Origin of the sequence: Ottowia thiooxydans, from assembly GCF_040548795.1 — a bacterium.
Lineage (GTDB): Bacteria > Pseudomonadota > Gammaproteobacteria > Burkholderiales > Burkholderiaceae_C > Ottowia > Ottowia thiooxydans_A.
Genome location: NZ_JBEPSH010000012.1, coordinates 120236 through 145698, shown reverse-complemented (window position 1 = coordinate 145698; position 25463 = coordinate 120236). Strand labels below are relative to the sequence as shown.

General features: G+C 60.0%; 17 protein-coding genes and 1 other RNA gene. 10 read left to right on the top strand and 8 right to left on the bottom strand.

All coding sequences use genetic code 11. The features are described from left to right. Positions 1–134: 134 nt before the first annotated feature. The 3 genes from ABIE13_RS24695 to cysK form a co-directional block, all read right to left on the bottom strand. Complete coding sequence (locus tag ABIE13_RS24695; RefSeq protein WP_354448481.1) at positions 135–1880, bottom strand: NAD(P)/FAD-dependent oxidoreductase; 1746 nt, start codon at positions 1878–1880, stop codon at positions 135–137. A 154-nt stretch (positions 1881–2034) separates the two neighbouring features. Next, on the bottom strand, positions 2035–2625 hold the full coding sequence (locus ABIE13_RS24690) for a hypothetical protein (RefSeq protein ID WP_354448479.1): 591 nt from the start codon (positions 2623–2625) through the stop codon (positions 2035–2037). Positions 2626–2776: 151 nt separating this feature from the next. Next, complete coding sequence (gene cysK, locus ABIE13_RS24685; protein WP_354448477.1) at positions 2777–3694, bottom strand: cysteine synthase A; 918 nt, start codon at positions 3692–3694, stop codon at positions 2777–2779. 358 nt (positions 3695–4052) lie between these two features. Between cysK and rnpB the strand changes: the two genes are divergently transcribed. Together rnpB and ABIE13_RS24675 are read left to right on the top strand one after the other, a co-directional pair. Then, an RNA gene (gene rnpB / locus ABIE13_RS24680) (RNase P RNA component class A) lies at positions 4053–4371 on the top strand. A gap of 14 nt (positions 4372–4385) precedes the next feature. Beyond that, positions 4386–6467, top strand: coding sequence for a prolyl oligopeptidase family serine peptidase (locus ABIE13_RS24675; RefSeq protein WP_354448475.1), 2082 nt, complete (start codon positions 4386–4388; stop codon positions 6465–6467). 40 nt (positions 6468–6507) lie between these two features. Here the strand turns inward: ABIE13_RS24675 and ABIE13_RS24670 are convergent, their stop codons facing one another. Next, positions 6508–7941, bottom strand: a complete 1434-nt coding sequence (locus ABIE13_RS24670) for a PLP-dependent aminotransferase family protein (protein ID WP_354448474.1) — start codon at positions 7939–7941, stop codon at positions 6508–6510. Positions 7942–8117: 176 nt separating this feature from the next. Between ABIE13_RS24670 and ABIE13_RS24665 the strand changes: the two genes are divergently transcribed. The 4 genes from ABIE13_RS24665 to ABIE13_RS24650 all read left to right on the top strand — a co-directional run bounded on the left by ABIE13_RS24665 (position 8118) and on the right by ABIE13_RS24650 (position 10901). Then, on the top strand, positions 8118–8837 hold the full coding sequence (locus ABIE13_RS24665) for a c-type cytochrome (protein ID WP_354448472.1): 720 nt from the start codon (positions 8118–8120) through the stop codon (positions 8835–8837). A 5-nt stretch (positions 8838–8842) separates the two neighbouring features. Then, a complete protein-coding gene (locus ABIE13_RS24660; protein WP_354448517.1) occupies positions 8843–10108 on the top strand; it encodes a c-type cytochrome in 1266 nt (421 codons plus the stop codon). Positions 10109–10273: 165 nt separating this feature from the next. Continuing rightward, positions 10274–10456, top strand: coding sequence for a DUF2970 domain-containing protein (locus tag ABIE13_RS24655; RefSeq protein WP_354448470.1), 183 nt, complete (start codon positions 10274–10276; stop codon positions 10454–10456). A 61-nt stretch (positions 10457–10517) separates the two neighbouring features. Then, positions 10518–10901, top strand: coding sequence for a DUF1304 domain-containing protein (locus tag ABIE13_RS24650; protein WP_354448515.1), 384 nt, complete (start codon positions 10518–10520; stop codon positions 10899–10901). On the opposite strand, the gene ABIE13_RS24645 is transcribed toward ABIE13_RS24650, so the two are convergent. The 4 genes from ABIE13_RS24645 to ABIE13_RS24630 form a co-directional block, all read right to left on the bottom strand. After that, positions 10889–12028 (bottom strand): M48 family metallopeptidase, encoded by a 1140-nt coding sequence (locus ABIE13_RS24645; protein ID WP_354448468.1) that lies wholly within the window; start codon positions 12026–12028, stop codon positions 10889–10891. The two genes, ABIE13_RS24650 and ABIE13_RS24645, sit on opposite strands and share 13 nt — an antisense overlap. Before the next feature lie 20 nt (positions 12029–12048). Beyond that, positions 12049–13281: a YjgN family protein gene (locus ABIE13_RS24640; protein WP_354448466.1), complete on the bottom strand. Its 1233-nt coding sequence runs from the start codon at positions 13279–13281 to the stop codon at positions 12049–12051. A 293-nt stretch (positions 13282–13574) separates the two neighbouring features. Further along, entirely contained in the window at positions 13575–15227 is a 1653-nt protein-coding gene (locus tag ABIE13_RS24635) for an MBL fold metallo-hydrolase (RefSeq protein WP_354448464.1), read from the bottom strand. Positions 15228–15329: 102 nt separating this feature from the next. Then, a complete protein-coding gene (locus ABIE13_RS24630; RefSeq protein ID WP_354448462.1) occupies positions 15330–18305 on the bottom strand; it encodes an IPTL-CTERM sorting domain-containing protein in 2976 nt (991 codons plus the stop codon). Between the two features lie 213 nt (positions 18306–18518). Here ABIE13_RS24630 and ABIE13_RS24625 point away from each other — a divergent pair, with 213 nt between their 5' ends. The 4 genes from ABIE13_RS24625 to ABIE13_RS24610 all read left to right on the top strand — a co-directional run bounded on the left by ABIE13_RS24625 (position 18519) and on the right by ABIE13_RS24610 (position 25401). Then, positions 18519–19211, top strand: coding sequence for a transposase (locus tag ABIE13_RS24625; protein ID WP_354448460.1), 693 nt, complete (start codon positions 18519–18521; stop codon positions 19209–19211). 167 nt (positions 19212–19378) lie between these two features. After that, on the top strand, positions 19379–22129 hold the full coding sequence (locus tag ABIE13_RS24620) for an ankyrin repeat domain-containing protein (RefSeq protein WP_354448458.1): 2751 nt from the start codon (positions 19379–19381) through the stop codon (positions 22127–22129). A gap of 364 nt (positions 22130–22493) precedes the next feature. After that, complete coding sequence (locus ABIE13_RS24615) at positions 22494–23102, top strand: ankyrin repeat domain-containing protein (RefSeq protein WP_354448456.1); 609 nt, start codon at positions 22494–22496, stop codon at positions 23100–23102. A 184-nt stretch (positions 23103–23286) separates the two neighbouring features. Next, on the top strand, positions 23287–25401 hold the full coding sequence (locus tag ABIE13_RS24610) for an ankyrin repeat domain-containing protein (protein ID WP_354448454.1): 2115 nt from the start codon (positions 23287–23289) through the stop codon (positions 25399–25401). Positions 25402–25463: the final 62 nt, after the last annotated feature.

Here is a 25463-nt window from a genome sequence, read left to right as displayed (position 1 = left end):
CCCCAAAACTGGGGGGCCTAGGGTCCCTGGAGCGCGTTAACCAGCTCTGGGCCAGCGAGACGACGGTCTGCTGAGCAAGGTGGAAGATCTTCGGGGTTCTTCCGCAATTCCCAGGCGGGCGTTCCCTTCCGCATTCAGGGCCGCATCGCCCCTGGCGCCTGATTCAAATCCATGGCCACCGCTTCCCCTACTTTGATGCCATCAATTCCGGCGGACAAAATGCCGCCTGCGTAGCCAGCGCCTTCGCCAGCGGGAAAGAGCCCGCGCACGTTGAGGCTCTGCAAATCCTCGCCACGGCGGATGTTCACGGGCGATGACGTTCTCGTCTCGACACCGGTCATCACGGCGTCCGCCATGTCGTAGCCCTTGATCTTTCGCCCGAATGCCGGAAGTGCTTCCCGCATGGCTGCAGTTGCCCAGTCCGGCAAGAGCGTATGCAGGTCAGTCCAGTGCACCCCAGGCTTGTAGGAAGGAATGACCTCACCCACTTCGCTGCTGGGGCGTTGCGCCATGAAGTCGCCCACACGCTGTGCAGGCGCGGTGTAGTCCGCGCCACCCAGCACATAGGCACTGGCTTCGAGTTGCCTTTGGATCACAATGCCTGCCAAGGGATGCACTTGATCCGAAGGCAGGTTTTCTACGCCGAATGAATCGCCCAGCGTGTCAATGAAGGCTGCAGGGTCTCGGGGATAGTCGGATGGATCTATTCCCACCACCATGCCCGCATTGGCATTGCGCTCGTTTCGGCTGTACTGGCTCATGCCATTGGTCACAACGCGGCCTGACTCACTCGTGGCAGCGACGACGGTTCCACCTGGGCACATGCAAAAGCTGTAGACCGTGCGGCCATTGCCCGCATGGTGCACCAGCTTGTAATCGGCCGCGCCCAGAAGAGGGTGGCCAGCATGACGACCCCAGCGGGCGCGGTCGATCACGCCCTGAGGATGTTCAATGCGCACGCCAATAGAGTAAGGCTTGGCCACCATGGCCACCTGGCGGTGGTACAGCATGGCGAAGGTGTCGCGTGAACTGTGTCCCAGCGCCATGACCACGCGGCGAGCAGGAAGTTCGTAGTGCTCACCCGTCTGAAGGTTTTCCACTCGCAGGCCGCGCACGGCCTGCGAAGCCGTCTCGCCTTCCAGTACCAGGTCCGTGACGCGGTGCTGAAAGCGAATCTCCCCTCCAAGGGCGGTGATCTGATCGCGCAGGCTTTCCACCACCTTGACCAGCTTGAACGTCCCTACGTGGGGGTGCGCCACCCAGAGGATTTCTTCCGGCGCGCCGGCGTCGACAAATTCCTGCATCACCTTACGACCCAGGTGGCGCGGGTCACGCACCTGGCTATAGAGCTTGCCGTCTGAAAACAGACCTGCGCCGCCCTCACCAAACTGAACGTTGCTCTCCGTATTGAGCTGGCCTTTGCGCCAGAGGCCCCAGGTGTCCCGCGTACGCTCGCGCACGGGCTTGCCGCGCTCCAGAACGATGGGTTTCAAACCCATTTGGGCCAGCACCAAGGCGGCGAAGATGCCGCAAGGGCCAAATCCGATCACCACCGGACGCTCTTCTTGCTGGTCTGCGGGCCAACCGGCTGGCGCGGAGAAGGGCGGGTGCCAGGCCATATCTGGTGTGGCTTGAACGTGCGGATCTTTTTCCAGCTGCGCCAGGAGGGCAGACTCCCGCGCGGTGTCTGCCAGCGAGAGGTCGACGATGTAGACCGCCAGCAACTCGGCTTTGCGGGCGTCGAAGCTGCGCTTGAAAACCTCCAGTGAGGCGATGGCGGTCTCAGGAACCTGGAGCTTTTGCGCGGCCAGAGTGCGCAGCGCGTTCTCAGGGGCATCAGCCTGAGTAAGAGGCAGACGAAGTTCGGCTATGCGTATCATGAGTTGCTGGGCTTGTGTTTATCAAGCAATGCAGTGTGGAATGCGTGATGATAAATGCTTGCGCTCCAACCCGTGTGCAGGCTCCTCCAATGGAGTGTTGACGCAGACACCTTGCCAGCGCCTGCGATATTGACGGTCAGTTCGTAAACAGGCGCTAAGTCGTTTCGCCGGCCAGGGCAGCGCGCAAGGCTGCGGCGCGGTCGGTACCCACTGCAGCTTCGATCTTGGCAAACAGGTCTCGCAGGCCGGTGTAACCCTCGGCACGCTCTACCGCTAGATTGAGCTTGAACCCACGCAGACCCAGGGTGGCCGTCAACTGGGTGGCCAGTGGATAGGCTGCCTGGTAACGACGCTTCTGTTCATCGGCTGTCAGGGCGGGGCTACCCAATTCCAGGCCCGAGCGCTGCGATGCCCGATCCAGCGGAGAGGGTGAACTCAAAGGGGAAAGGGAAGAAAGAGGGGCGGGCGTGGTCAGAGGAGCAGGCGTGGTCAAGGACGCGAATGAGCTGTTGGCCGCGCGTCTGGCTGCAAATTCTTCTGGAGTGGCTTCCCGAAGCAGCCCGCTGTTGAGCAGGTAGGCAATGTCTTCGGTATTGACCCCCAAGCCCGAGGTGTGGCGCAAGACTTCCGCCGCAGAGCGCATACCGTCAAACATGATCAGCGCAGCGCGCTGGCGTTGGGACAAGGTGGCGGCATCGCGGCGACTGAGAGCTACTGAGGCGAGAGCAGTCTTGGTGTAGGGCATGGCGATAACGAGCCGTTACAGATCACAAAACCTCAATTGAACGGCCTTTTGGCTTAATTCTGCGTTCACGTAAACCCTTAAACGATTACTTTCGCCCAGGAAGTGGGCGTGCCTGTAGCTGTTATGCCGCAATCACGCCCGGGGTGCTGTGTCAGGCAGGCAGGTAACCATCCACCGAGAGGTAGCGCTCGCCGGTGTCGTAGTTGAAGCCCAGAACGCGAGAGCCTTTGGGCAACTCGGGAAGTTTCTGTGCAATGGCGGCCAGTGTGGCGCCACTGCTGATGCCTACCAGCAAGCCTTCCTGGCTGGCACTGCGGCGGCCGTATTCCCGCGCGGCCTCTGCCTCGACCTGAATCACACCATCCAGAACGCTGGTGTCCAGATTCTTGGGAATGAAACCTGCGCCGATGCCCTGGATCGGATGCGGGGCAGGAGATCCGCCACTGATCACGGGTGACTGGGTAGGCTCCACTGCGAAGACTTTAAGCGCCGGCCATTTGGCCTTCAGCACGCGTGCAACCCCTGTGAGATGGCCGCCGGTGCCCACGCCGGTGATCAGCGCATCCAGGCCTTCGGGGAAGTCGTTCAAAATTTCCTGCGCCGTGGTGGCTTCGTGCACTGCCACGTTGGCGGGGTTTTCGAACTGCTGTGGAATCCAGCCACCGGATGTCTGGCTTTGCAGTTCCTCAGCGCGGGCGATTGCGCCTTTCATGCCTTTTTCGCGGGGGGTGAGATCGAATGTAGCCCCATACGCCAACATCAGCCTGCGCCGCTCGACGCTCATGCTGTCTGGCATGACCAGGATCAGTTTGTAGCCTTTGACCGCTGCCACCATCGCCAGACCCACGCCGGTATTGCCACTGGTCGGCTCGATGATGGTGCCACCTGGCTTGAGCTTGCCGCTCTTCTCGGCATCCTCCACCATCGCCAGCGCAATGCGGTCCTTGATCGATCCGCCGGGGTTGGAGCGCTCAGACTTGATCCATACCTCAGCATCCTGACCGAAGAGGCGGTTGATGCGAACGTGCGGTGTGTGTCCAATGGTCTCTAGTACGTTGCTGGCTTTCATGGCAGGTTCTCCTATGGGGATGAATGCGGACTATGGGCCCATTCTGGCGCAATCGTTCTACGCTTTGCGATATATGAATATGGCCCTTTTCGCCTGTCGGGCTTGTCTCCGTGCGAGTTAGAACCTCTGGAGAAGAGCCGTTACTCATTGGGAGTCGTCATTTTCAGTTGGCCGAGTGCCGCGTTACAGAAAGATTTCCATAACCCAGATTGGAAATCAATTTGATTCCAGCGCAAGACTTGTTTAAAGAGCTACTGCCTTTGTCGTCGAGCGCTATCACCGAACGTGGGAACAAACTCAACAGACTGTTTAGTGTTCTGCGGACCGAACTTGAGCGCTGAGCGATAATCGCTCCTGTGAAGTCCGCCAGACCGCCGCTGGTGCATGTCCCGAAAGGGCGCACTGGAGGAACGTCCGGACTGCAAAGAGCAGCGCAGGAGCTAACGGCTCTCCACCGTGAGGTGAGGATCAGAGCAACAGAGACGAGCCGATTCAGTTCGGGTGAAACGGGCAATCTCTGCGCGCAGCAACACCAAGTAGGCACACGTTGAGGCGGCTCGCTGAGTGTGCGGGTAGGTGGCATTGAGCCGGGTGGGCGACCCCCGGCCCAGATTGATGGCGGTCACATCGCGGGCAACCGTGGTGCACAGAATCCGGCTTATCGGTGGGCTTCACATTTTTTCTTGATCCGATGTCCCAGAACCTATCGCATCCCGTGCTCGAGCCCGACGGCGCCCCCATCGATCCCTACGACTGGCTGGAAGACGTGCAAGGCGAGCGCTCGCTTGCCTGGGTGCGTGAACGCAATGCGGCCTCGCAAAGCGAGTTGGCTGCGCGGCCAGAATACGAATCCACGCGGGTGCAACTTCTGGAGGTCATGAATGCCCAGGACCGCATTCCCTGGGTCTCGCGCCGTGGCGACTGGCTCTACAACTTCTGGCAGGACGAGCAACACAAGCGCGGCATCTGGCGCCGCACCACGCTTGCCGAGTACCGCAAGCCACAACCCGTTTGGGAAACGGTGCTCGACATCGATGCACTCAACCAGGCCGAGGGCGAGAACTGGGTCTGGGGCGGCGCTGACTGCCTGGCACCAGACTATCGGCGATGCCTGCTGCAGCTCTCGCGGGGAGGGGCCGACGCCACAGTGGTGCGTGAATTCGACACCGTCAGCAAAGAGTTTGTGCAGGATGGGTTCAACCTGCCCGAAGCCAAGCTGAGTATCGAATGGGCTGACGACAACACGGTCTATGTGGCCACCGACTTCGGCCCGGGCTCATTGACTGACGCGGGCTATCCACGCGTTATCAAGCGGTGGGAGCGGGGAACGCCTGTGCTTGCGGCCGTGGTGGTGTTCGAGGGAGAGCCACAAGATGTCTCCGTGAGCGTGAGGGTCGATCGCACGCCGGGCTTTGAGCGCACGATATTCTCCCGCGCGCTCGACTTCTACAACACCCGCGCCTTCTTGCTCGATTCGGTCAGCGGCGCGATGGTTGCGCTGGACATTCCGAGCGATGCCTCGCCTGACTTCATGCGCGAGACGCTGCTGCTGCAACTGCGCAGTCCTATGCCTGTGGGAGACAAGACGTTTCCGGCTGGTTCTTTGCTGCATGCCGATGCCGCCGCTTACTTGCGCGGTGAACGCGTTTTGCAGGCATTGTTTACCCCGACCGCCACGCGATCACTGGCCGGCTACACGGCGACGCGCAACCACCTGCTGCTGAACGTCATCGACAACGTGGCGGGCACTCTGGAGCAGTGGCGCAAGGACGGCCACACTTTCTTCAGGCGGGAAATCGATGCCCCGTTTCCAGGCACGCTGGACGTGAGCGGGCTGTATGACCCTCTGCTTGAGGACGATCCTCTGGCCGAAGCCTACTGGCTGACCTATACAGACTTCCTCACACCTGAATCGCTGCATCTTGCGACGACCGTGCATGACGAGCGCGAACTTTTGAAGTCTCGTGGGGCGCAATTTGACAGCTCCGGTATGAAGGCCGAGCAGTATTTCGCCAAGTCCAGCGACGGCACCGCCGTGCCCTATTTCGTGGTCTGGCCGAAGGGGGCAACAGCCAACGGTCGTAACCCCACGCTGCTTTATGGCTACGGCGGTTTCGAGGTCTCGCTGCAACCCTGGTACTCCGGGGCCTACGGCCAGGCGTGGTACCCGCATGGTGGGGTGCTGGTGGTGGCCAACATCCGTGGTGGCGGGGAATACGGCCCCGGCTGGCACCAGAGCGCTGTCAAGGCCAGCAAGCAGCGCAGCTTCGACGACTTCATCGCGGTGGCCGAAGACCTGGTGCGGCGGCAGATCACCTCGCCGCGCCACCTCGGCATCATGGGCGGCAGCAATGGCGGCCTGCTCGTCGGTGCGGCCTTGACCCAGCGTCCCGATCTTTTCAACGCCGTGGTGTGCCAGGTGCCGCTGCTGGACATGCGCCGCTATCACACACTGCTGGCTGGCGCGTCCTGGATGTCCGAATACGGCAACCCCGACTTGTCCGCTGAATGGGCGTATATCTCCAAATACAGCCCCTATCAGAACGTGAAGCCCGGTGTGGCCTACCCGTCTGTGTTCTTCACCACCTCTACGCGGGACGATCGCGTCCATCCCGCACACGCGCGAAAAATGGCCGCGCGCATGCTGGAGCAAAAGCACGATGTGCTCTATTACGAGAACATGGAGGGCGGCCATGGCGGCGCGGCTGACCACGAGCAACGCGCTCATCTGCAGGCGCTCGAATTCAGCTATCTGTGGCGGCAACTGGGTTGAAGCAGCTCTGCCGATTCCAGGTGCATGCGCTCTGAAGTCTCTACCTGGGCATCAACGCCGGCCGCTTCATCAACCCTGCCACCAACCGCCCCAAGGTTTTCAAAGCCGGCTCCAACTGCTCGAGCCGAGGATGCCCATAGTTGAGGCGAAGATGGTGCCGAAAGCGCTGGTCTGCGGAGAAAATCGGGCCCGGCGCCACGCTGATGCTCTGCGAGAGAGCCAGTCGATGCAGCTCCAGTGCGTCCACCTGTGGAGGTAGCTCCACCCACACAAAATAGCCTCCCTGCGGCAGGGTCACACGCACCTCAGAAGGAAAATGCCGTGCAATGCAGCGCAGCGCTTCCTCGCGCCGCAGGGCGAGCAGAGACCTTAGATGGCGCAAATGCTTGTCAAAGCCGCCTGCCCGCAGATAGCGCAGCACAGCCAGTTGTGAAGGCACGGCCACGGATAAAGTGCTGGAGAGCTTGAGCCGTTCCACCGCCCGCGCGAAACGCCCCGCGGCAGCCCAGCCGAGGCGATAGCCGGGCGCCAGGCTTTTCGACATAGAGCTGCAATGCATCACCCAGCCCTCATCATCAAACGCCTTGGCCGGTAGAGCCCGGCGCACCCCGAAATACAGCTCTCCGTACACATCGTCCTCGATGAGCGGAACCTGGTGGCGCGTGAGCATTTGCACAAGCTGCTTTTTCTGCTCAGCCGGCATCAACGCGCCCAGTGGATTCTGAAAGTTCGGCATGAACCAGCATGCGCTCACACGCTCGCGCTGCAGCACGTTTTCGAGAGAGTCCAGCTGTACGCCGTCACGCGGATGGGTGGCTACTTCCACCGCTCGCAACTGCAGCCGTTCCAGGGCCTGCAGGCAACCGTAGAAGGTGGGCGATTCGATCGCCACCGCGTCGCCCGGGCGGGTGACCGCCTGCAGGCACAAATTCAACGCCTCCATGGCGCCGCTGGTGACCACGATCTCGTCGGCGCTCGCCACCACGCCGTTGCTCATGTAGCGCAGTGCAATCTGGCGGCGCAACTCCTGATTGCCTGGTCCCAGGTCGTGCAGCATTTGCTCGGGCTCCAGTTCACGCAGGCCCGCACTGGTTTCGCGCGCAAGACGCTCAAGTGGGAAGAGGGCTGGGTTCGGAAAAGCCGATCCCAGTGGCACGATCCCCCGCTCGCGGATGGACCCCAGCACTTCCAGAACCAGATCATTCACGATCACCGTGTGCGAATTAGGCTGCGGACGAGCGAGCAGGGGTTCGCTGCGTTGAGGCGTCGGCGCCTTGACAAAAAACCCGGAGCGAGCCCGCGCTTCTATGCGTCCTCGTGCCTCCAGCAGCGCGTAAGCCTCGAAGACGGTGGAAGGGCTCACGCTGCGCGATGCAATGGTCTCCCGCACGGACGGCAGGCGCTCTCCGGGCCGCAAGGTTCCAGCCGTTATCTGAACCTCGATCTCTTCGGCCAGAGCTTCGTATTTTTTCATGGAGACATCTATCTGATATGCAGTTTTTCGTATTCTCCATGACTGATATGGTATGTGCAATACATCTCACAAGGCACAGTGAAGAATGCATCTGATACGGTTTTTATAAGTGCATCTGAGCCTTATCAGATCAGTATCTCGCTGGCAGACTAGGGCGGTATCCTTTGAAAACCACCATGACAGCCAAAGTAATCTTCTTGTGCCGTGCGATCGCCGCCGTCCTGATGGCCTGGGGTGGGCTTTCACCCTCGTTCGCTGCGCCTCCCATGAATACCATGGCCCAGCGCATGCAGGCTTGCGTCGTCTGCCACGGCCAGGAGGGTCGTGCCACGAACGAGGGCTACTTTCCCCGCATCGCGGGCAAGCCGGCGGGCTATCTGTTCAATCAACTGGTCAATTTTCGGGAAGGCCGGCGCAAGAACGCGGCCATGGCTTATCTGCTCGACCAAATGAGCGACACCTACCTGCAGGAGATTGCCGACTATTTCTCTGGCCTGGAACTCGCCTATCCGCCTCCGCCACCAACGACCGAGGCCGGGCCTGCCTTGGCGGCCGCCTTGGCCCGCGGTGAGCAACTGGTGCGTCAGGGGGATGCAGCACGTGGTGTTCCGTCCTGTGCCTCGTGCCATGGCGCTGCCATGACGGGCGTCATGCCTGCAACACCCGGGCTGGTCGGGCTGCCGCGCGACTACCTCTTGAGCCAGTTTGGCGCCTGGAGAAATGGACAGCGCCATGCCGCCAAGCCGGATTGCATGAAAGAGGTCGCCCTGCGTCTGTCGGCTGAAGACGTGGGAGCCATGGCCACCTGGCTTTCTCTTCAACCGGTTCCTGCCAATGCCAAGGCGGTCAGCGAGGCACCCCAGGCTTCGCTCATGAAGTGCGGGAGTACGCCATGAGCCGCATGCGTTCATTGTCGATCCGACTAGGGGCGGTCCTGCTGTTGGCAGGACTTGGTGCAGCGCTCATTGCATGGCTGAATGTGCGTGGTGAGCAACCGGTGAGCGATGCACTCCCTACGGTGGTGGTCAGCCCAGGGCTGGTTCTGCGGGGCGCTTATCTGGCAAGAGCGGGCAACTGCGCTGCTTGTCACACCGAGCGTGGTGGTCAAGCCTACGCCGGCGGCAAGGCACTGACGACGCCTTTCGGCATCGTCTACGCTGGCAATCTGACACCCGATGAGGAAACCGGGCTTGGCCGCTGGTCCGCAGATCACTTCTGGCGAGCCCTGCACCACGGGCGCTCTCGCGATGGCCGGCTGCTCTATCCCGCCTTTCCGTACACCGAATACACCCACGTCACGCGTGAAGATTCGGATGCCCTCTATGCATTCTTGCGCACGCTGCCCGCGGTCAGGCAAGCCAACTCGCCACATGATTTGCGTTTTCCCTACAGAACCCAGGCGGCGCTGGCGGTGTGGCGCGCACTTTACTTCTCACCGGGTGGCTTGGCGCCCGAACAAGACAAATCTGCGGAGTGGAACCGAGGTGCTTACCTGGTGCGAGGCCTGGGACATTGCGCCGCATGCCATGCCCCACGGAACTTCATGGGTGCCACTCAAAACAATCTGGGCTTGGATGGCGGATTGATGCCGATGCAGAACTGGTACGCACCGTCATTGGCCTCTTCAGCGGAAGCCGGTGTGCAGAACTGGGGCATACAGGAGGTCGTGGATTTGCTGAAGACGGGTGTCAGCGCCAAGGGCGCGGCCATGGGGCCTATGGCTGAAGTGGTCTATGGCAGCACACAACACCTGAGTGAGCCTGATCTTCAAGCTATGGCGACCTACCTGCGCGCACTGCCTGAACACGCGCCAACACGACAGCCGGATACCCAGGTTGCCCCTACATCAAGAGAGCTTGGCGCCCAGGTCTACAAGGCGCAATGCGCCGAATGCCATGGCGCACGCGGTGAGGGAAGACTGGGTGCCTACCCTGCGCTGGTCGGGCACAGGACCGTCACCCAGGCGTCGAGTGCCAACCTCATCAAGATCATCGTCCATGGGGGCTTTCCCGCCACGACGGACGGCAATCCCCGCCCTTACGGCATGCCGCCCTTTGGGCAGAGCTTGAACGACACCGAGATTGCGGCATTGGCGTCTTACGTGCGCTCTGCCTGGGGTAACAAGGCGAGCGGGGTCACGCCGTTCGACGTCAATCGTGTGCGCTAGTGCCAATGCTGTTCAGTTAAACCCAGTCCGTTCGCGCTGAGCCTGTCGAAGCGTCGCACCTGGCTTCGACAAGCTCAGCCCGAACGGGTATTTGTGTGCTCAAGTGAACAGCATTGGCGCTAGTGCTCATACGAGTGTCAATACCCATGCCGTGAAAGGTCAGATATGAATATTCTGCTGCAGATCAAGACCGTGCTTTGGAGCTTTCTTGGCGTAGGCCGGCGCAAGGACATGGCCCAGATTCACGAACGCGGAAGCCCGATTGTTTTGGTGGTCGTTGCGTTCGGATTGCTGCTGGTGTTCGTGGGAGGGCTCGCGTTGCTGGCCCACTCCGCAACGGCCGGGTGAAAGCTGAAGGTGTGTGATCGTTCCTCTGGGCGTCGCTATGATGCCGGATGGAGGCGACGATATGAAAAACCTACTTCCCAAGGCGATGGCCCTGCTGGTGGCCCTGGAGCACCTGTACATCATGGTGCTCGAAATGTTTTTGTGGAATAAGCCGCAGGGACTGAAAGCTTTCAACCTGACTCAAGAGTTTGCAGATGCCACGGTCGCGCTCGCGGCCAACCAGGGGCTCTACAACGGCTTTCTGGCCGTCGGCTTGTTGTGGGGCCTTTTTACCCGCAAACGAAGCGTGGTGATTTACTTTCTGCTGTGCGTGATCGTCGCGGGAGTTTATGGCGCGGCGACCGCAGCACCGAAGATATTCTTCGTCCAGGCCTTACCCGCCATCATTGCATTGGCGCTGACGCTGCTGCTCGAGCGCCCCCGCGCCGCCTCTTACCTGCGCTGAGGGCACAGGTTTTTTGCGCGACCAGCCGTATCAGGATGCGTGCTGAACCAGTCAAAGGCGCCAGACTCGCGTGGGCCTTGGTTCGGCGGTGGGGCTGAGGCGGCCGCCTTGTTGCCGGCCTGCTTCTCTTGCGCGTCGTTTTCTATGGACAGCAAGAGATCCGTCATGGGCTTGGTAGGCAGGCCTGCCTTTCCCATCATCGCAACGGCATAACAGTCGGCTTCGGTCTCATGGCTGCGCCGGTACGCCAGGCCCGTCAGAAGGGAGCTGCTGAATGAGACTATGCTCGATACATCACCGAGCGCCAGTCCCAGCCCGGCATTGAGCACCCCTTGCTCGACCACCATGCGCGTGGTGTGGCGATGGTCTACGTGGCCGATCTCGTGGGCCAGCACGCCTAGCAAAGCCGTGTCGCCGGCGCCGCTCGAACGTGCCTTTTCAACCATGGCGTCCGTCATGACGATGGTGCCTCCGGGAAGTGCAAAGGCGTTGGCGGGCATGCCTGAACGAAACTCAAGCTTCAGGGGCGGCGCATAACCGGGGTAGCGCTGTAGATCGGGTCCAATCAGTGCTGTCAGGCGACCGAAGCCCTCTCTTATCTCCGCTTGCCTTTCCGGGGCCAGTTTGGTGGGTTTGACATAGGTCTCATCAATTTCCTTCATGGCACGCTCGGTCAGCGCCAACTCCCAGGCGAGCGGCACATGACGCGCGATCTGAGTGGCTGCCCACGGCGTTCCCCAGCGATAGAAAGCCCAGATGCCCACGCTGGCCACAAGCAGTACGCCCAGCAGGACCCTGAGCTGGGTTTGCATGCGCTCGGCAAGTGGGGGTCGACGTCCGCTGGCCATCAACATGTCCTGCCATTGGAGTGGGTCGTCGATCTGCAAGCTGCCGTGCTCGCCCAGATCCACCACGACCCGTGGTGGCGCGCGTCCAGCGCTCCAGCGTTCGGGCCATCCTACTTGGTGGTGAGCCAGCTCCAGTGTCTGGTCCTTGTCCAGGGCGCGTAGTTGCAGTCGGGGGCCGCCAGCACTGGCAATCAGTTGTACCGATGCGGGTCGCGCGCGCGTGCTGAGGCCATCGAACCAGGAGGCGGCGATGGCAGTAGATGGCGGGGCAGTGCTCATTCGGATCTTGTCCAGCGCGCCTACCCAATCAGATCCAGGCCCATGGCATCTGCAGCGGCGTCGCCGAAAGCGCCTTGTTGCTTGACCAGTTGACCCACGAGCTGATCCGTGCCCCCCTTGATGTGCAGCGTCACAGAATTGACTTTCATGGCGTATTCACTGGCCACGGCAAACGGCCGGTAAAAGCCCAGCGTCACGACGGTCAGGAGGGCATTCTTGATTCGCAGCCCTATGAAAGCGCTGGTGCGCAGATTGGTTTTGAATCGCGCGATGTGGCTGACCCCTGTGTTGTTCCAGACCAGTTGGAAGATGCGTGCCTGTCTGTAGGCGCGTACGGGCAATGTGGCCAGCACAAAGGCCAGGAACACCCCCACAGCAGCCAGAATGAAGAAGAAGATCATGCCAGCCACGCCGCTGCCTTTGAAGGATTGCGCCAGCAATGCCGTTGAACCACCTGCCAGCAGCGTGAATACCAATGAAACGACGACCACCACCAACAGGAAAAAGCCGGCCGTGGCCAGCCAGACGCGCACAAAATCCATATAGACAGGTTTCCAGCGCCCCATCTGGTCACCGACGCGGGCGCGCAGCACCAATAAGCTTCGGAAGTTGTACTCGAGCCGTATGACGCACAGCAGCGTCAACGCCATCCCCAACAGGCCCAGCCCCACCACAGGACCGCTCAAGGAAGGAAGTTGTACAGGAGGTCCGTCACCTTCAACGCCAATGGGTGGATGCGGTGAGAGCGCATTCATGGCAAAAAATACCACCGCCCACAAAGCCGCGATGGCAAACACGGGCCAACTGGCTGCATACACCTCCCGCCATGAAGCCAGAAACGCGAACCTCACGCCACGCCAGCGTGTGGCACTCAGGCGAAAGCGCATGGCGCTGCCCCAAAGGAATGGCAACAGCGCGGCAAACCCGAACAGCAACAAGCTGGCGGCCAGTTGCTGCCCGGTCTCGCTCGCTACCTGATAGGCGATGTAGAGCGCAGCCATCAACAGAAAGCCCAACACCATCTTGCGCTGTTGGACCACAAATTCCATGGGGCTGCCTGCAACCTGGGTATGGCTGTAGAAATACTGCGCGGTGCGCCGCCTGGCCCACGGCGTGTAGATGCCCAGGGTGACAATGGACAGCAGCACATTGACAATCCAGACCCGGAAATATTCGCTACCTGAGCCCGTGAATTCAACAGGATGCGCATCTATGCCCTGACGGCGGATAACTCCGGTGTCGCTCATTGCCATGACAGCCCTCTTCCTCAATTATTGGGTTTGAGTGGCAGTGTAGCGGGTGAGATGTCCTCTCACGTCCGAGCTCGTGTTGACGGCCTATGTGGCGACCGGCAACCGGGCGCCCGCCCGCTCCCCTCCCAGTGCACCCACTGAGATGGCTTCGCCAGGGTGGGTCCCCTCGGGGATACCCGAGTCGAAAGGCCGCGGAGCAGGCCATGCAAGGGCCACCGCGGAGCGGGCTTGGCCCGGCCGCCAGTGGCGTCCCCCTGGGGGCGCCCGGCGTAGGGGGAAGGCCCGCCAGCGCCTCAGGGGGGGTTAAGCCCCATCCCCTGGATCCGCTCCACATGCGCCAGGAGAGAGCGCTTGGCTACGGGCCACACGCGGGAGGGCACGTCGTCGTAGGCCTTGGCGACCCAGTCATCCATAGAGCCTTGAGGCAGGGCCTGCATCGCCGCCAACACCTTGGCTTCGCGCGCCAAACGGTGCTTTTTCAGATGGGTGATCTGGTTGCGTGCACTTCCCAGCACATAGCCGTGAGCGGGCAAAATGAAGTTGGCATCATGCTCGGTGCAGGCGGCGCCCAGCTTATCCAGAGAGTCCAGGTAAGCGGTCATGTCCCCATCGGGTGGGTCCACCACGGTGGTGCTTCCGTTCAGGATGTGATCGCCTGAGAACAGAACGCCGTCTTCCTCCAGCAGCAGGCACAGGTGGTTGGCGGCATGTCCTGGCGTGTGAATAGCGCGCAGGGTGTGGGTGATGGGGCCATCGGGCGAATCAGCAGTGAGCACCAGGCGCTGATCGTCGGCGAGCACCTCGTCTGGAGTGAATTCGCTGGACGCACGCGCTGTAGGCGCAGAGGCCAGGCCCAGGATAGGCGGCTTGGCGGGGGCGCACAGCGCCTGAAGCGGCTTGGCGCCGGGTGAATGGTCGGCGTGCGAATGCGTGCACACAATGTATTTGATGTTGCCGCCCGCTGCTCGCCAAAGCCGCTCTGTATGGGCATCATCCACCGGACCGGGGTCGATCACGATATAGCCTGTGCGCGGATCACCGACCAGATAACTGTTGGTGCCGGGGCCCGTCATGAAGCCGGGGTTGCCAGCCGTCAGGCGTTGCACGTTTTTAAGCAGGGAAACAGGGTTTTCAGCCTGCCAGTCGAGTGAGTGCAGCAGTTGGCCGTCTGGCGTCACCATCTCCAGTTCGCCGAATGGGCTCTCATGCTCCATGTAGCGCGCTTCCTTGCCAGCCAGAAACCCTGCACGGGGGCAACTGGTCCACAAGGGCTTTTCTGAAGAACAGGCGACCAGAATACTCTGGACGTCACTGTAGTTTTGCAGTCGTTCCAAAGTGCGGATCGTGGGGAAGATGATGAAAAAGTTTCCTGCCTTGTGGCGCTCAAGTGCGTCTTGCGGACGCACCCAGACGGGTTCGAACTGCTCAGCTTCGTCCGCAGCGGGCGTTTGGCCTTCTGGCATGCGAGCGACCAGAAAAGGGACGTCAAAGCGGCGCGGTAGATCACGGTCGGTGATCCAATGGGCCAGTACATAAACCTTGTCTGCGGCCAGCTTCAATCCCCGGGCCCGGCATTGTTCAGCCAGGGGCGCATGGCGATCCAGCGCAGCGACATCTTCTGCTGTGGCAAAGCTGCCATCTGCACGCTCTGCAAGCAATATGCCCAGTTCCTCAAAGCTCTCGCGTATGGCTGCAATGGCCTGCGTCAGATGCTCGTCGCTCTGCGTGGCCCGCCTGCTTGCCAGGGCATGGGTTGCCGCGTCCGCAGCATCAATGCCGCCGCCCGGAAACACATAGGCCCCTGGCGCGAAACTGGCCGTGGGAGAGCGCCGCGTCATCAGCACCTCCACACCAGCGGGAGAGTCGCGCAGCAGCAGCACAGTGGCGGCTGGTCGAAGTGGTGCGGGGTCCCGCGGCGGGTACAGGAGTTGGCTGAGGCGAGGCATGGGCCGCATTATGGAGGCATCCCTGCATCTTTGCCGCAACACTGACGGCTTGTACGCAGCGCCGCCAGGGCGGCGCCTTGGCCGCCGATAGGCAGGCTGTGATCAACCCCGGCGTTGCATGCGACGGGCGCCCACCAGGCCCAGTCCGGCCAGCAAGCTCGTCATCAACATCAGGGCCCATTCACTCATGGTGGGAACCGGCGCCACGAAAGCCGCCACCACGGTGATCGTGCCCGTATCGGTGCTGGTGCCGCCCGTCCCGATAAGCTCCGATCTGCCTGGTGCGGTGGGACTGCCGCTGACAGGGCAGGTCACAGTTTGAGCTTCGGGAATGTTGCCGGGCGATGTCCAAGGCGCGCCGCTGGGGCTGATGGTGCAAGCGCCTATGGTCAAGCCGTTCGGCAAGCCAGCGACCGTACAGGGTGCCGCATCCGCGTCGGCAGTGCCCCTGTTTTCACAGGTAAATGAACCGTTGTAGGTCTGATTGACGGTGCCGTTGGGCGGCATGCCCGAAAGGTCAATGACGACATGGGGCTCTCCCGTCACCACGATGCTACCGGTACCTGTGTTGTTGTCCGGATTGGACTCGGTCGTGCTGGTGCCTGCCGTGATAGTGACGGTAGACGTGCCTTTATCGCCCGTGGCTGGTGTGCCGGTGACCGTACAGCTTATCGCTTCGTTGATCCCCAGAGAGGAGACCGGAGGTGGTGGTGTGCAGGTCACGGTGGTCCACGCAGGCAAGCCGGCAGGCGAGCAGGTCGCCGCCGCCGCGGCTTCGGTGCCCGCGTTCGTGCACACGAAGCTGCCCGAATAGGCGGTACCCACAGTAGCTGCGGGAAGTTCAACCTGGGTCACCTGCATATCAGGCTCGCCCGAAACGACGATGCTGCCTGTTCCAGTATTGTTGTTGGGGTTAGCGTCAGGGCTGTTGGGGCCTGCGGTAATGGTCACGTCGGAGGTGCCCTTGTCGTTGACCGTGGGCGTGCCCGTCACATTGCAGGATATCGTCGCGTTGATCTCCAGTGAAGCAACAGGGGTAGTGGGCGTGCAAGTGGTGGTGAGCCAACTGGGCAGACCGGTAGGCGCACAGGTCGCGGCAGACGCGGGCTCTGTACCACCGTTGGTGCAGACGAAGCTGCCGGAGTAAGCCACACCGACCGTAGTTGCTGGCAGGTTGACGCTGGTGAATTGCATGTCTGGCACACCGGTCACCACAATGCTGCCCGCGCCCGTATTGTTGTTGGGGTTGGAATCAGGGTTGTTCGGTCCGGCGGTCACCGTGACGGCAGATGTTCCGCGGTCATTGACGGTGGGTGTTCCAGTCACCGTGCAGGCGATAGACCCATTGACCGCGAGCGAAGACACAGGCATTGGCGGGGTACACATCACCGTGGCCCAACTGGGTACGCCCGAAGGGGTGCAGGTGGCTGCGGGGGCCGCTGCTGTGCCCGAGTTGGTGCATGTGAAGCTGCCGGAGTAGGGCGCGCCCACCGTCGCCGCAGGCAAGTTCAAACTGGCAAACCGCATGTCAGGCACGCCTGCGATGACGATGTTGCCTGAAGCCGTGTTGTTCACTGGATTGGCTTCTGGGCCGTTAGAGCCGGCCGTGATCGTGACCGGAGTCGTGCCGTTGCTGCCCGTGGGAGGCGTGCCGGTGACGGAACAAGCCATGCTCTGGCCGACTGCCAACGGATTGACAGGTTGGGGGGGAGTGCACAGGACAGTAGTCCAGCTCGGCAGGCTGGAGCTGATGCACGTGGCATTGGCTGCTGCCATGTTCCCTGCGTTGGTGCACACGAAACTCCCGGAATACGGGGCGCCTTCCACGCCCGCAGGCAGGTCGACGTCGCTTACCTGCATGTCCACCGCGAGCACGGCAAATTCTTTTGTCGCAGTGTTATTGGACATATCGGAGTCCGCCGTGACCACAGGGGTGCCGCCCACGACCGTGGTGCTCGAGCCATTGGTACTGCCCGTGGCGGTCGTGGTGCCCGCGGCTGTGGGAATTCCGGCCACCGGGCAGGTGACCGTGCTTCCCACGGGAATCGAGTTGCCTGCGCTCCAGGCGCCTGCGCCGCTGATCGTACAGGCGCCCACCGACAAGCCTGCAGGCAGGCCGGACAGGGTGCAACTGGTACCGACGGTGGCGCTGTTGGCGCCTATGTTGGTGCACGCGAAGCTGCCGCTGTAGGAGGCGCCCAAGACGATCGCGGTAGGCAGATTGGTCAGATCAATGGACAGGTCTGGCGCTTTGATGGCCAGCAGGTCCCGGTTGTAAGCGACGAACGCCAGGTCTGATTGCCCGCTGAGGACCTGCCTGAAGGCTGCGGCACTGCCCACTGTAGAGGCATTCAAACCAAAGTCAGCCAGCGTGTAGGACTGCATGCGGAGCGGTCGGAGTCCAGGGGGCTGCGCTGAAGTGCCTCCCGTAGCGGTGAAGAACTTCCAAGATAGATTCCCGACAGAGGCCACGCTGCCGTAACTGACCGAAATCGGTGTGCCGATCATGACGTTGCTGGAGTTCACGAAGTAATACGTATCTGTCGTGCCCGGGTCACCAACCTGGGTTGTCAGAATGGCGGGAACGCTGAGGCTGGCGCTGCTAGGGATGGTGATGGGGAAGTTAAGAGACTGAGAGGGGGCATTGAAAATGGCAGTGCCCAGCTCCAGCCCTTGGGTGCCATCGGAGAGAAACCACGTCAAGTTGGGATAGGGCGTCTGCACAACCATGCCGTTAGCCCAGGCAGTTAGCGTGGACGCATTGGCTGTGAGGCCCGTCGCCAACGGTACGAAGGCCTGAAAATTGGCAGGCGTAAAGCTGCCAGGTACCAGCATGCCGTTATCCAGGCCAGTGGAGTAAGTCACTGCGCTGGCACCCGTCCCGGTTGTGAAGCTCAGCAATTCGGTGCTGACCGTTGCGGTTGCTGGCGCCGTCGTGGATGTTGTCCACACGGCGCTTCCTTGCTTGCCTTGAATGCGAGTCACGGGGGTGGCCGTGACGATGGTGGCGGACAGCGATAGCAGCGCCGCGGTGAACCAGGTTCTATATGTGCAAGCAAAAGGCAGTGAAACCCGCATTAGTCTTTTTCCTCTCTGATGAAGTCGTACTGCTTCAATTGTCAGTAGTTCATCTGCGGATTTGAGTTATATAAGCTCAATTCAAATCGCGAATCCGGGAATATGTCTTCATGAGTTAGGTTAAAAACCGGGGTCAGATCCTGGTTTCTTGCTCTTTCGTAGAATCCTTGCCAATACTTTTGAAGGAGCTGAGAGTCTTCGGCTTGTAGATTTATGGCCCGCCTTCCTCGTCTGAGCATCGCTGCCTATCCGCACCACGTCATCCTGCGGGGCAATAATCGTCAGCCCATTTTTCATGAGGCGGGGGACTACCAACGATTGCTGGGCCTGCTGCGAAACTTCGCAATCGAGCACAAAGTGGCGGTGCACGCCTATGTACTGATGACCAACCACCTGCATCTGCTGGTCACGCCGGACAGCGCCGACGGCTTGCCGAACATGATGCAGGCACTTGGACGCAGCTATGTGCGTTACTTCAATGACAGGTATGACCGCTCGGGCACCTTGTGGGAGGGGCGCTATCGATCTGGCTTGATAGAAGCAGAGCGCTACCTGCTGGCTTGCATGATCTACATGGATCTGAATCCGCTGCGTGCAGGCATGGCAGTGTCCCCTGCGGACTACCCTTGGTCCAGTCATGCCCACTACATAGGCTTGCGTTCAGACCCACTTCTCACGCCGCATGCACTGTTCTGGGAGCTGGGCAATACACCGTTTGCCAGAGAGGCCGCCTACGCCAACCTGGTGGGGATGGGGCAGGGTTCTGCACAAAGTGAGGCACTGACCCGCGCCGCACACAGCGGTTGGGCTTTGGGTTCAGATCATTTTGTGGCCGATCTTCAACAGCGCACCCAGCGTCGTCTTTCGCCAGGGCAGGCTGGTCGGCCGGCAGGTCGGTCCAAGTAAAACTGTGCCAACTCCTGGTTGATTGGAGGTAACACTGAGTGGCTTGGGTTGGATGAACTGGCGATGGAACCTCTGGCCACGACCTGTGACAAATGAAGTTCATACGCGCTGGTTGAAGGAAGTCTCACTCATTGGTTGAACCTGCCTCGCAAGACGGCTGAGCTTCCATGTTGGCAACCCACCGAACTCTGGAAAGAACTTCCCCTGTGAACTTTGGCTCCCCCCATCCTGGCGGTTTGCAATCTCAACTGCACTTTCATGGTCTCGTTGCGACGCCGCCGCAAGCCGCTGCGCCGGATGTGAGGCGCATTCAAATCAGCGATGGTGCAGACCGCGAAACTTTGCTCAATGGACTCCAGCTGATTCCAGATGTCCGAGTCTTGACCGCAGTCGAACGAATTCGGTTTGCGGTTGAACGCAACGACGTTCTATCTCTGCGTGAGTTGTCCGCGTCCGATCCCAACGGGTTTTTCGAATCCATTCACGACGGCGACGAAGTGTTTCTGGTGCGGGCATCAGAGCTCGGCCATGTTGAGATGTTGAGATTTCTTCTCGATTGCGACGTGGAGCCGAGCATGCAGGATGCAGCAGGGAGAACGGCCTTGATGTTTGCTGCACAGCACGATCATGCTGGCTTGGGCATGATGGAGATGCTTCTCTCGTGCGGGGCGAATCCGGATATCCAGGATGATGAAGACAGAACGGCCTTGCTGATCGCTGTTGGGCGCCAGAACCTGCCGATGGTGAAGTGCCTGGTGGAAGCTAAAGCGGACATCCAACTGCGCGACGCAAGGAACTGGAGTCCCTTGATGCATGCGCTTTCAGCGCGTTCAGAGCGGCGCACTGCGATAGCCGAATTTCTGCTGGACCAATGGCGCCAATATGAAAGGGAAATCCACGAGCCCCTGCCGCTAGGCCCCGAATATGAAACCTACACCACTGCCCTGCTGGATGCGTTAGACGCCGGAGTCGACTTGGAGATGTTCGATCTCCTTCTGCGACGGGGGGCGGATGTCAACCAGGCTGGTGGTAATACAGATTGGATACGGCTACCTTTGATCTCCGCAATTTCAGCACGCCGGATTGACTTGGCGGTCCGCATGTTGGAGGTGGGCGCGGACTTCAGGGCGCGCGATAGCGAACGATACAACGCTCTGATGATCGTGGTTTCAGACCAGTTGGCGCAGCGGGCGAAACTGTTGGAGAGTTTTCTGAGGTCAAGCCTGGTTCCTGACCAGCGCTTCATGGTGAATTGGAGTGTCCAGAATGAAGCGCTGTCCCGGCCTTACCGGCAGATGTTGGAGCTGATGCTTGACGAAGTGACAGATCACATCGATGCGCAGGCTGACGATGGTCGCACTGCGCTGATGGATGTGATCATGGCCGGCGCTGACCTGGCCATCGTGAAGAGGTTGCTGAATCTGGGTGCGCGAGCCGATTTGCGGGATGATGACGGTTGGAACGCCCTGATGTTTGCAGTCTTGAGGAAGCGCGATGACGTAGTGAATCATCTGATGCAAGGCCTGCCCAACGTCAACGCACAGGACGATCGTGGCAGGACGGCCCTGATGGATGTGATTGAGGCCGACGGTGAGCTGGCAATCATAAAGTGGTTGCTTGAGCGGGGAGGGGATGTCAGGCTACGCGATCTTGGCGGTTGGAACGCCTTGATGTACGCGTTTTCAATGAAGCGCGATGCACTGGACCTTGTTCTGAGAGCAGTAACGGACCTCAACGTGAGGGATGAATCAGGACTGACCGTCCTGGACGACATGATTCGGGCCGTTGGGTCTGAGAATGCTCTGCTGGAACTTCTGGCCAAGAGCTCTTCCTTCCGTATTGTGTATGTCGATTCAGCACCCATCCTCTTCGACACAGGCTCCATGGACCCCAACAGGTTGCCATCTCCTACTGGCGCTCCATGGCCCAATGGGTCGTACGCGCCGCAATGGCTCGCCGAAAACCATGATCGGCAGGACGCCTCGTACATCCAGGAAAAGATTCTCCGCGATATGGAGGGCGGTGCCACCGTCCAGGCGTTGCAGGCCGTCCGGGAATGTTATCCAGATCATTTCAGCGAAGTGATGACGATCCACGGCGAATCCTTTCTGGTGGCGGCCGCCGAACACGGCCATGTCAGCAGGGTAAAGTTTCTTCTTGAAAGCGGTGTGAACCGGGATGCCCAAGACAGTTCAGGCAGGAGCGCCTTGTTTCTCGCCGTCTGGAAACGAGAGCCCGAGATAGCGCGTCAGCTCCTGGCCGCGGGTGCCAACATTTTTCTGCGTGCGCACGATGGCCGAAGCGCCCTGATGATGGCGGTCGTGCAGCAGCGAAGCGAGCGCTTTGAGCTCATGCAGCGCCTGCTACCGACAGACTTGGATCTCAGAACTCTCGATGGTTGGAGCGCGCTCACGAGCAAGCTTGCCTCGTTGGGTAGTGGCTTGCTCGAGTGCATGCTCAATCAGATCACTGATGTTGATGAGCAAGATGCGCAAGGCTGTACCGCCTTGATACATGTGATCGCTGCCGGTGCCGATCTGGCGACAGTATCGAGCTTGCTGATCAGAGGCGCGAACATCCAGCTGCGCGATCACCACGGTTGGAACGCCTTCATGCATGCGGCCTCCTCCAATGCCCCCGAAGAGGTGCTGGAATTTCTTGTCTTCCACTTGGACCGCCAAACGGAACTCATCCGTGACCTCCAGCAGCTTGCGGCTGACATGACCGAGCTTGTGAAACTCAAGTCTGCACAGCACGGGCAGGGCGGAGTAAAACGCCGCCTCCAGGAGCTGGAGTCCGACAGGGCAGACCTTGAGAACGCCAGGGCGCAACGCACCCAGGCTGTGGATGAGAATGAACTGGTGGCGCTGGAGTCCGGACAGGACACACGGACGCAATGGGATCCGGCGCTCCAATGATCAACATCATGAAGTCGAATCATTTCGACTAGAAAGTGATATTGCCACGGAACCTATTGGCCGATGGTGTGACTCATTGAGTTGCTACCCGCTGGTCTGAAGCATTTGCAAAAAGGGTGCTTCGCCAGAAACGTTGCAATCAATGAAGGAATATTTCGTGCCCGACTTCAATAGCTCTCACAGCGCCTTCCCGTCCTACCCCCTGGATTCATCAGGGACTCACCAACCGGCCCCGTCTCAGCCTCAGTGGGGCATCCCGACACCGCCTGACCCAGAACATACGACGGCGTCACCGTATAGAGGTCGCTTTCAGGTTGCTGAGAACAACGGCGCATTGAATGCTTCTCTAAGCAATGAGCGCTTCATGTTTCGCCTCAATGAAGTGAATCACTTCTCTGGGGCCACCCCGCAGATAGGCCCTCGGGAGTATGAGTACTTCGGAAAGCCATTGGACGAAGCGATGCGCCAAGCTGTGCTGGAGAGTGATGTGGACACGCTTCAGGCCATCCGCCAGCAATATCCGGCCCCGTTCTCGAGCCAACTTTCCAAACTGTTTTCCGTGGACTCCGGGCAGCGAACCTTTCTCATGCTGGCCGTCGAGCTCGGTGACCGCAAAATGGTCGATTATCTGCTGACGCTCGGAGCCCAGGTGGAACAGAGAGATGACTATGGCCGCACCGCTTTGATGATTGCAGCCCAGAAGGGGAATCAGGAAGTCGTGGAGAGCTTGCTCAAGGTGGAAGGCATAGATATAGATGGGTGCGACAGAAAGGGCACGCCCGCCCTTGTGTATGCCGCCGCTGCGGACCAAACGGATATCGTGGACTTACTCTTGAGACACCGCGCAGGCGCCCTAAAACCTTACCTGATATTTGACGCCCTTTATATGGCAGTGTCACGTAAGAACTTGGAAATGGCGCGGCTCTTGAATGCCGTTCTCCCTTTCGATGCCTTGGTGCCAAGACGGGACTAACTTAGCTTTCTGATACAGGCCATCTCCACGCAGTTCCCGAGCTTTGTGCGGGGACCTATCGAATGCTGCGAGGACCTGGAAAACACGTACCTTCAAGGCCGGACTGACTGATGCGCGTGGTCACCGCGCACGGCCTGGATACGCCGAACAATGGGTCTTGGACCACCAAGAAAAGAGCTGATCCATGCGTCAGAGCCCGCGTGACGCCTCGTCATGGAACCCTTCTTCAGATTGCGTTACCAACAAGGTAATTGTCCGGGTTGCAGTTCGCGTTTCAAGAGAAATCGCATGCGCTTTTCTTTTGGCGACCCGCCCCACCCAGCTCAATGACTTCAAGAAATTCATGAACTTCGGATCGACCACCCCCAATAGCTCGCAGCTTCCCCCCATCACACAAGGCTTTGGTGCTTCGTACCCTCTGGCGGCACCCACGCGTCACCAGGCTGAGGGCTGCGGTGAAAGAGACGTCCAGATGGGCGATGGCGCGGCACGCGACGCTTTGTTGGAAGCGCGGGGCGTGGATCCCGGCAAGCAAATCCCGACCATGCCTGAGCGCTTGCGCGCAGCGATCAATCACGCAGATGACGCCGCTCTGAAACAGCTCTTCGAGGCCGACTGCTTGGCGTTTCAGCAATGGATGAACCATCCACAAGGGGCCTTCCTGGTCAAGGCTGCGCTGTCCGACGAAATCTCAAAGTTGAGCTTTCTTCTGAGCAAGGGGGCGCATCCGAACATCCCGGATGCTGGGGGGAAAACCGCTTTGCATGTCGCTATTGCGCGTCAAGATCCCCTGAGAGAACGGATGGTCGACGCTTTGCTGAGATCCGGTGCTGACTTCACTTTGCGCGACAACGAAGGTCGAAGCCCGCTGATGTTGGCAACCAGGGCAGAGAGTGAAAAAAGATCTTCTGACCCATTCGTGCGGCTACTGAAGCGGTACGAGCCCCGGAAAATCAATGAGCTGGATCCACGCTCGGGCACCACTGTCCTGTTGGATGTAATTGACGCAGGAGCCAGCGTGAGCAGGGTAGCTGCTGTAGTGAACAAGGGCGCCGACGTCAATTTGCAAGATAGCGGGGCGCAGTGGACACCTTTGATCTGCGCAGTGGAAAGATGCCGAGTCGACTTGGTCCTTCTCTTGCTCAATCAAGGTGCAGACTTCAAGATTCGTGATGCTCAGGGTCGCAGTCCCTTGATGATCGCTTATGAGAGGCTGCTTGATGCGCAGCATGAAAAGGTGCTCGAGTTGCTGGCGGCACGAACCGGCTCGCATGCAGAGCAGCGCTTCACCACGGAAAGTGCTCTGCAGGTCCAAAGGGTTTCAAATCCCTATAAGGAGATCGCGACCCTTCTGCTGGGAAAAGCAGGCAATCTGAATCAACCCGACGAGCAAGGCCGAACTGGCCTGATGGACTTGCAGAACTTGCAGTCGAATCGGGTTCCTCCGTTCCAGCGTCTTGTGGTGCCGATACCGCAACCGCGTTCGGTAGAAGCGTCACAAGCTCACCGGCATATGTGCACTGCGGTGGATAACAATGACATGGCGTTGTTGACGGGCTTGCAGGCGCAATTCTCGGCAGAGGCTTTCACAGCCTTGATGAACGATCCAAGTGGTGGGTTCTTGATGAAGGCTTGCGCTTATGGTCGTGCCACCATGGTGAACTTTATGTTGGCGCAAGGCGCAAACCCGAATGCCATGGATTCCTTAGGTAGAACGCCCTTGTTTTTCGCCGTGGCGAACCGAAAGGCTGAGGTAGTTGAAATTCTGCTGGCCATAGGCGCCGACGTTCAAGTGGGAGGGCTTTTGACACTGGAGAACGCATTGGCCCGTGCGGTTGCCGAGCAGCGCAAGGAGCGGTCTGAAATTGTGCAGGAAACCCTGTGGTGGTCCAAGTTCAATGCCTGCTCAATCGGTGGCTGGGAAGCGATATTGAACGCAGTTTCAAACCGAATCAGCGGCACTTTGACTCTGCTTCTCAGTCACATCAAAGAAATTGATACGCAACATGTGCGAGGCCGTACGGCCTTGATCGATGTGATCGCGGCCCGAGGCGATCGTGCGACGGTGGAAAATTTGCTGAGCAGAAGACCCAACGTGATGCTGCGAGATGATGATGGCAGGAGCGCGTTCGATCACGCGCAGGGCCAGCCGGCGCTGCTGGAGGCCCTTACGGACTACGTAGGTAGCATGAGCAAGCAAGAATACGTCCGCCTCTGCAGAGAATCCGAGACGGCCTTCAATGAGCGCATGAAGCTCTTGGTGGGCGGAGCAGCAGAAATGTCTGACTTCAACGCGTGAAGACAGCGGTTTCGCAGGACATCCCGCACCTGATACACGCCCGCGTGCAAGACTTGAAAATG

Coding starts and splice junctions, on each gene's coding strand:
- ABIE13_RS24690 (WP_354448479.1), bottom strand. CDS start 2,625: ATGCCCTACACCAAGACTGCTCTCGCCTCAGTAGCTCTCAGTCGCCGC.
- cysK (WP_354448477.1), bottom strand. CDS start 3,694: ATGAAAGCCAGCAACGTACTAGAGACCATTGGACACACACCGCACGTT.
- ABIE13_RS24665 (WP_354448472.1), top strand. CDS start 8,118: ATGACAGCCAAAGTAATCTTCTTGTGCCGTGCGATCGCCGCCGTCCTG.
- ABIE13_RS24620 (WP_354448458.1), top strand. CDS start 19,379: ATGTTGGCAACCCACCGAACTCTGGAAAGAACTTCCCCTGTGAACTTT.
- ABIE13_RS24625 (WP_354448460.1), top strand. CDS start 18,519: ATGGCCCGCCTTCCTCGTCTGAGCATCGCTGCCTATCCGCACCACGTC.
- ABIE13_RS24645 (WP_354448468.1), bottom strand. CDS start 12,028: ATGAGCACTGCCCCGCCATCTACTGCCATCGCCGCCTCCTGGTTCGAT.
- ABIE13_RS24630 (WP_354448462.1), bottom strand. CDS start 18,305: ATGCGGGTTTCACTGCCTTTTGCTTGCACATATAGAACCTGGTTCACC.
- ABIE13_RS24640 (WP_354448466.1), bottom strand. CDS start 13,281: ATGGCAATGAGCGACACCGGAGTTATCCGCCGTCAGGGCATAGATGCG.
- ABIE13_RS24635 (WP_354448464.1), bottom strand. CDS start 15,227: ATGCCTCGCCTCAGCCAACTCCTGTACCCGCCGCGGGACCCCGCACCA.
- ABIE13_RS24655 (WP_354448470.1), top strand. CDS start 10,274: ATGAATATTCTGCTGCAGATCAAGACCGTGCTTTGGAGCTTTCTTGGC.
- ABIE13_RS24670 (WP_354448474.1), bottom strand. CDS start 7,941: ATGAAAAAATACGAAGCTCTGGCCGAAGAGATCGAGGTTCAGATAACG.
- ABIE13_RS24695 (WP_354448481.1), bottom strand. CDS start 1,880: ATGATACGCATAGCCGAACTTCGTCTGCCTCTTACTCAGGCTGATGCC.
- ABIE13_RS24615 (WP_354448456.1), top strand. CDS start 22,494: ATGTTTCGCCTCAATGAAGTGAATCACTTCTCTGGGGCCACCCCGCAG.
- ABIE13_RS24610 (WP_354448454.1), top strand. CDS start 23,287: ATGCGTCAGAGCCCGCGTGACGCCTCGTCATGGAACCCTTCTTCAGAT.
- ABIE13_RS24650 (WP_354448515.1), top strand. CDS start 10,518: ATGAAAAACCTACTTCCCAAGGCGATGGCCCTGCTGGTGGCCCTGGAG.
- ABIE13_RS24675 (WP_354448475.1), top strand. CDS start 4,386: ATGTCCCAGAACCTATCGCATCCCGTGCTCGAGCCCGACGGCGCCCCC.
- ABIE13_RS24660 (WP_354448517.1), top strand. CDS start 8,843: ATGCGTTCATTGTCGATCCGACTAGGGGCGGTCCTGCTGTTGGCAGGA.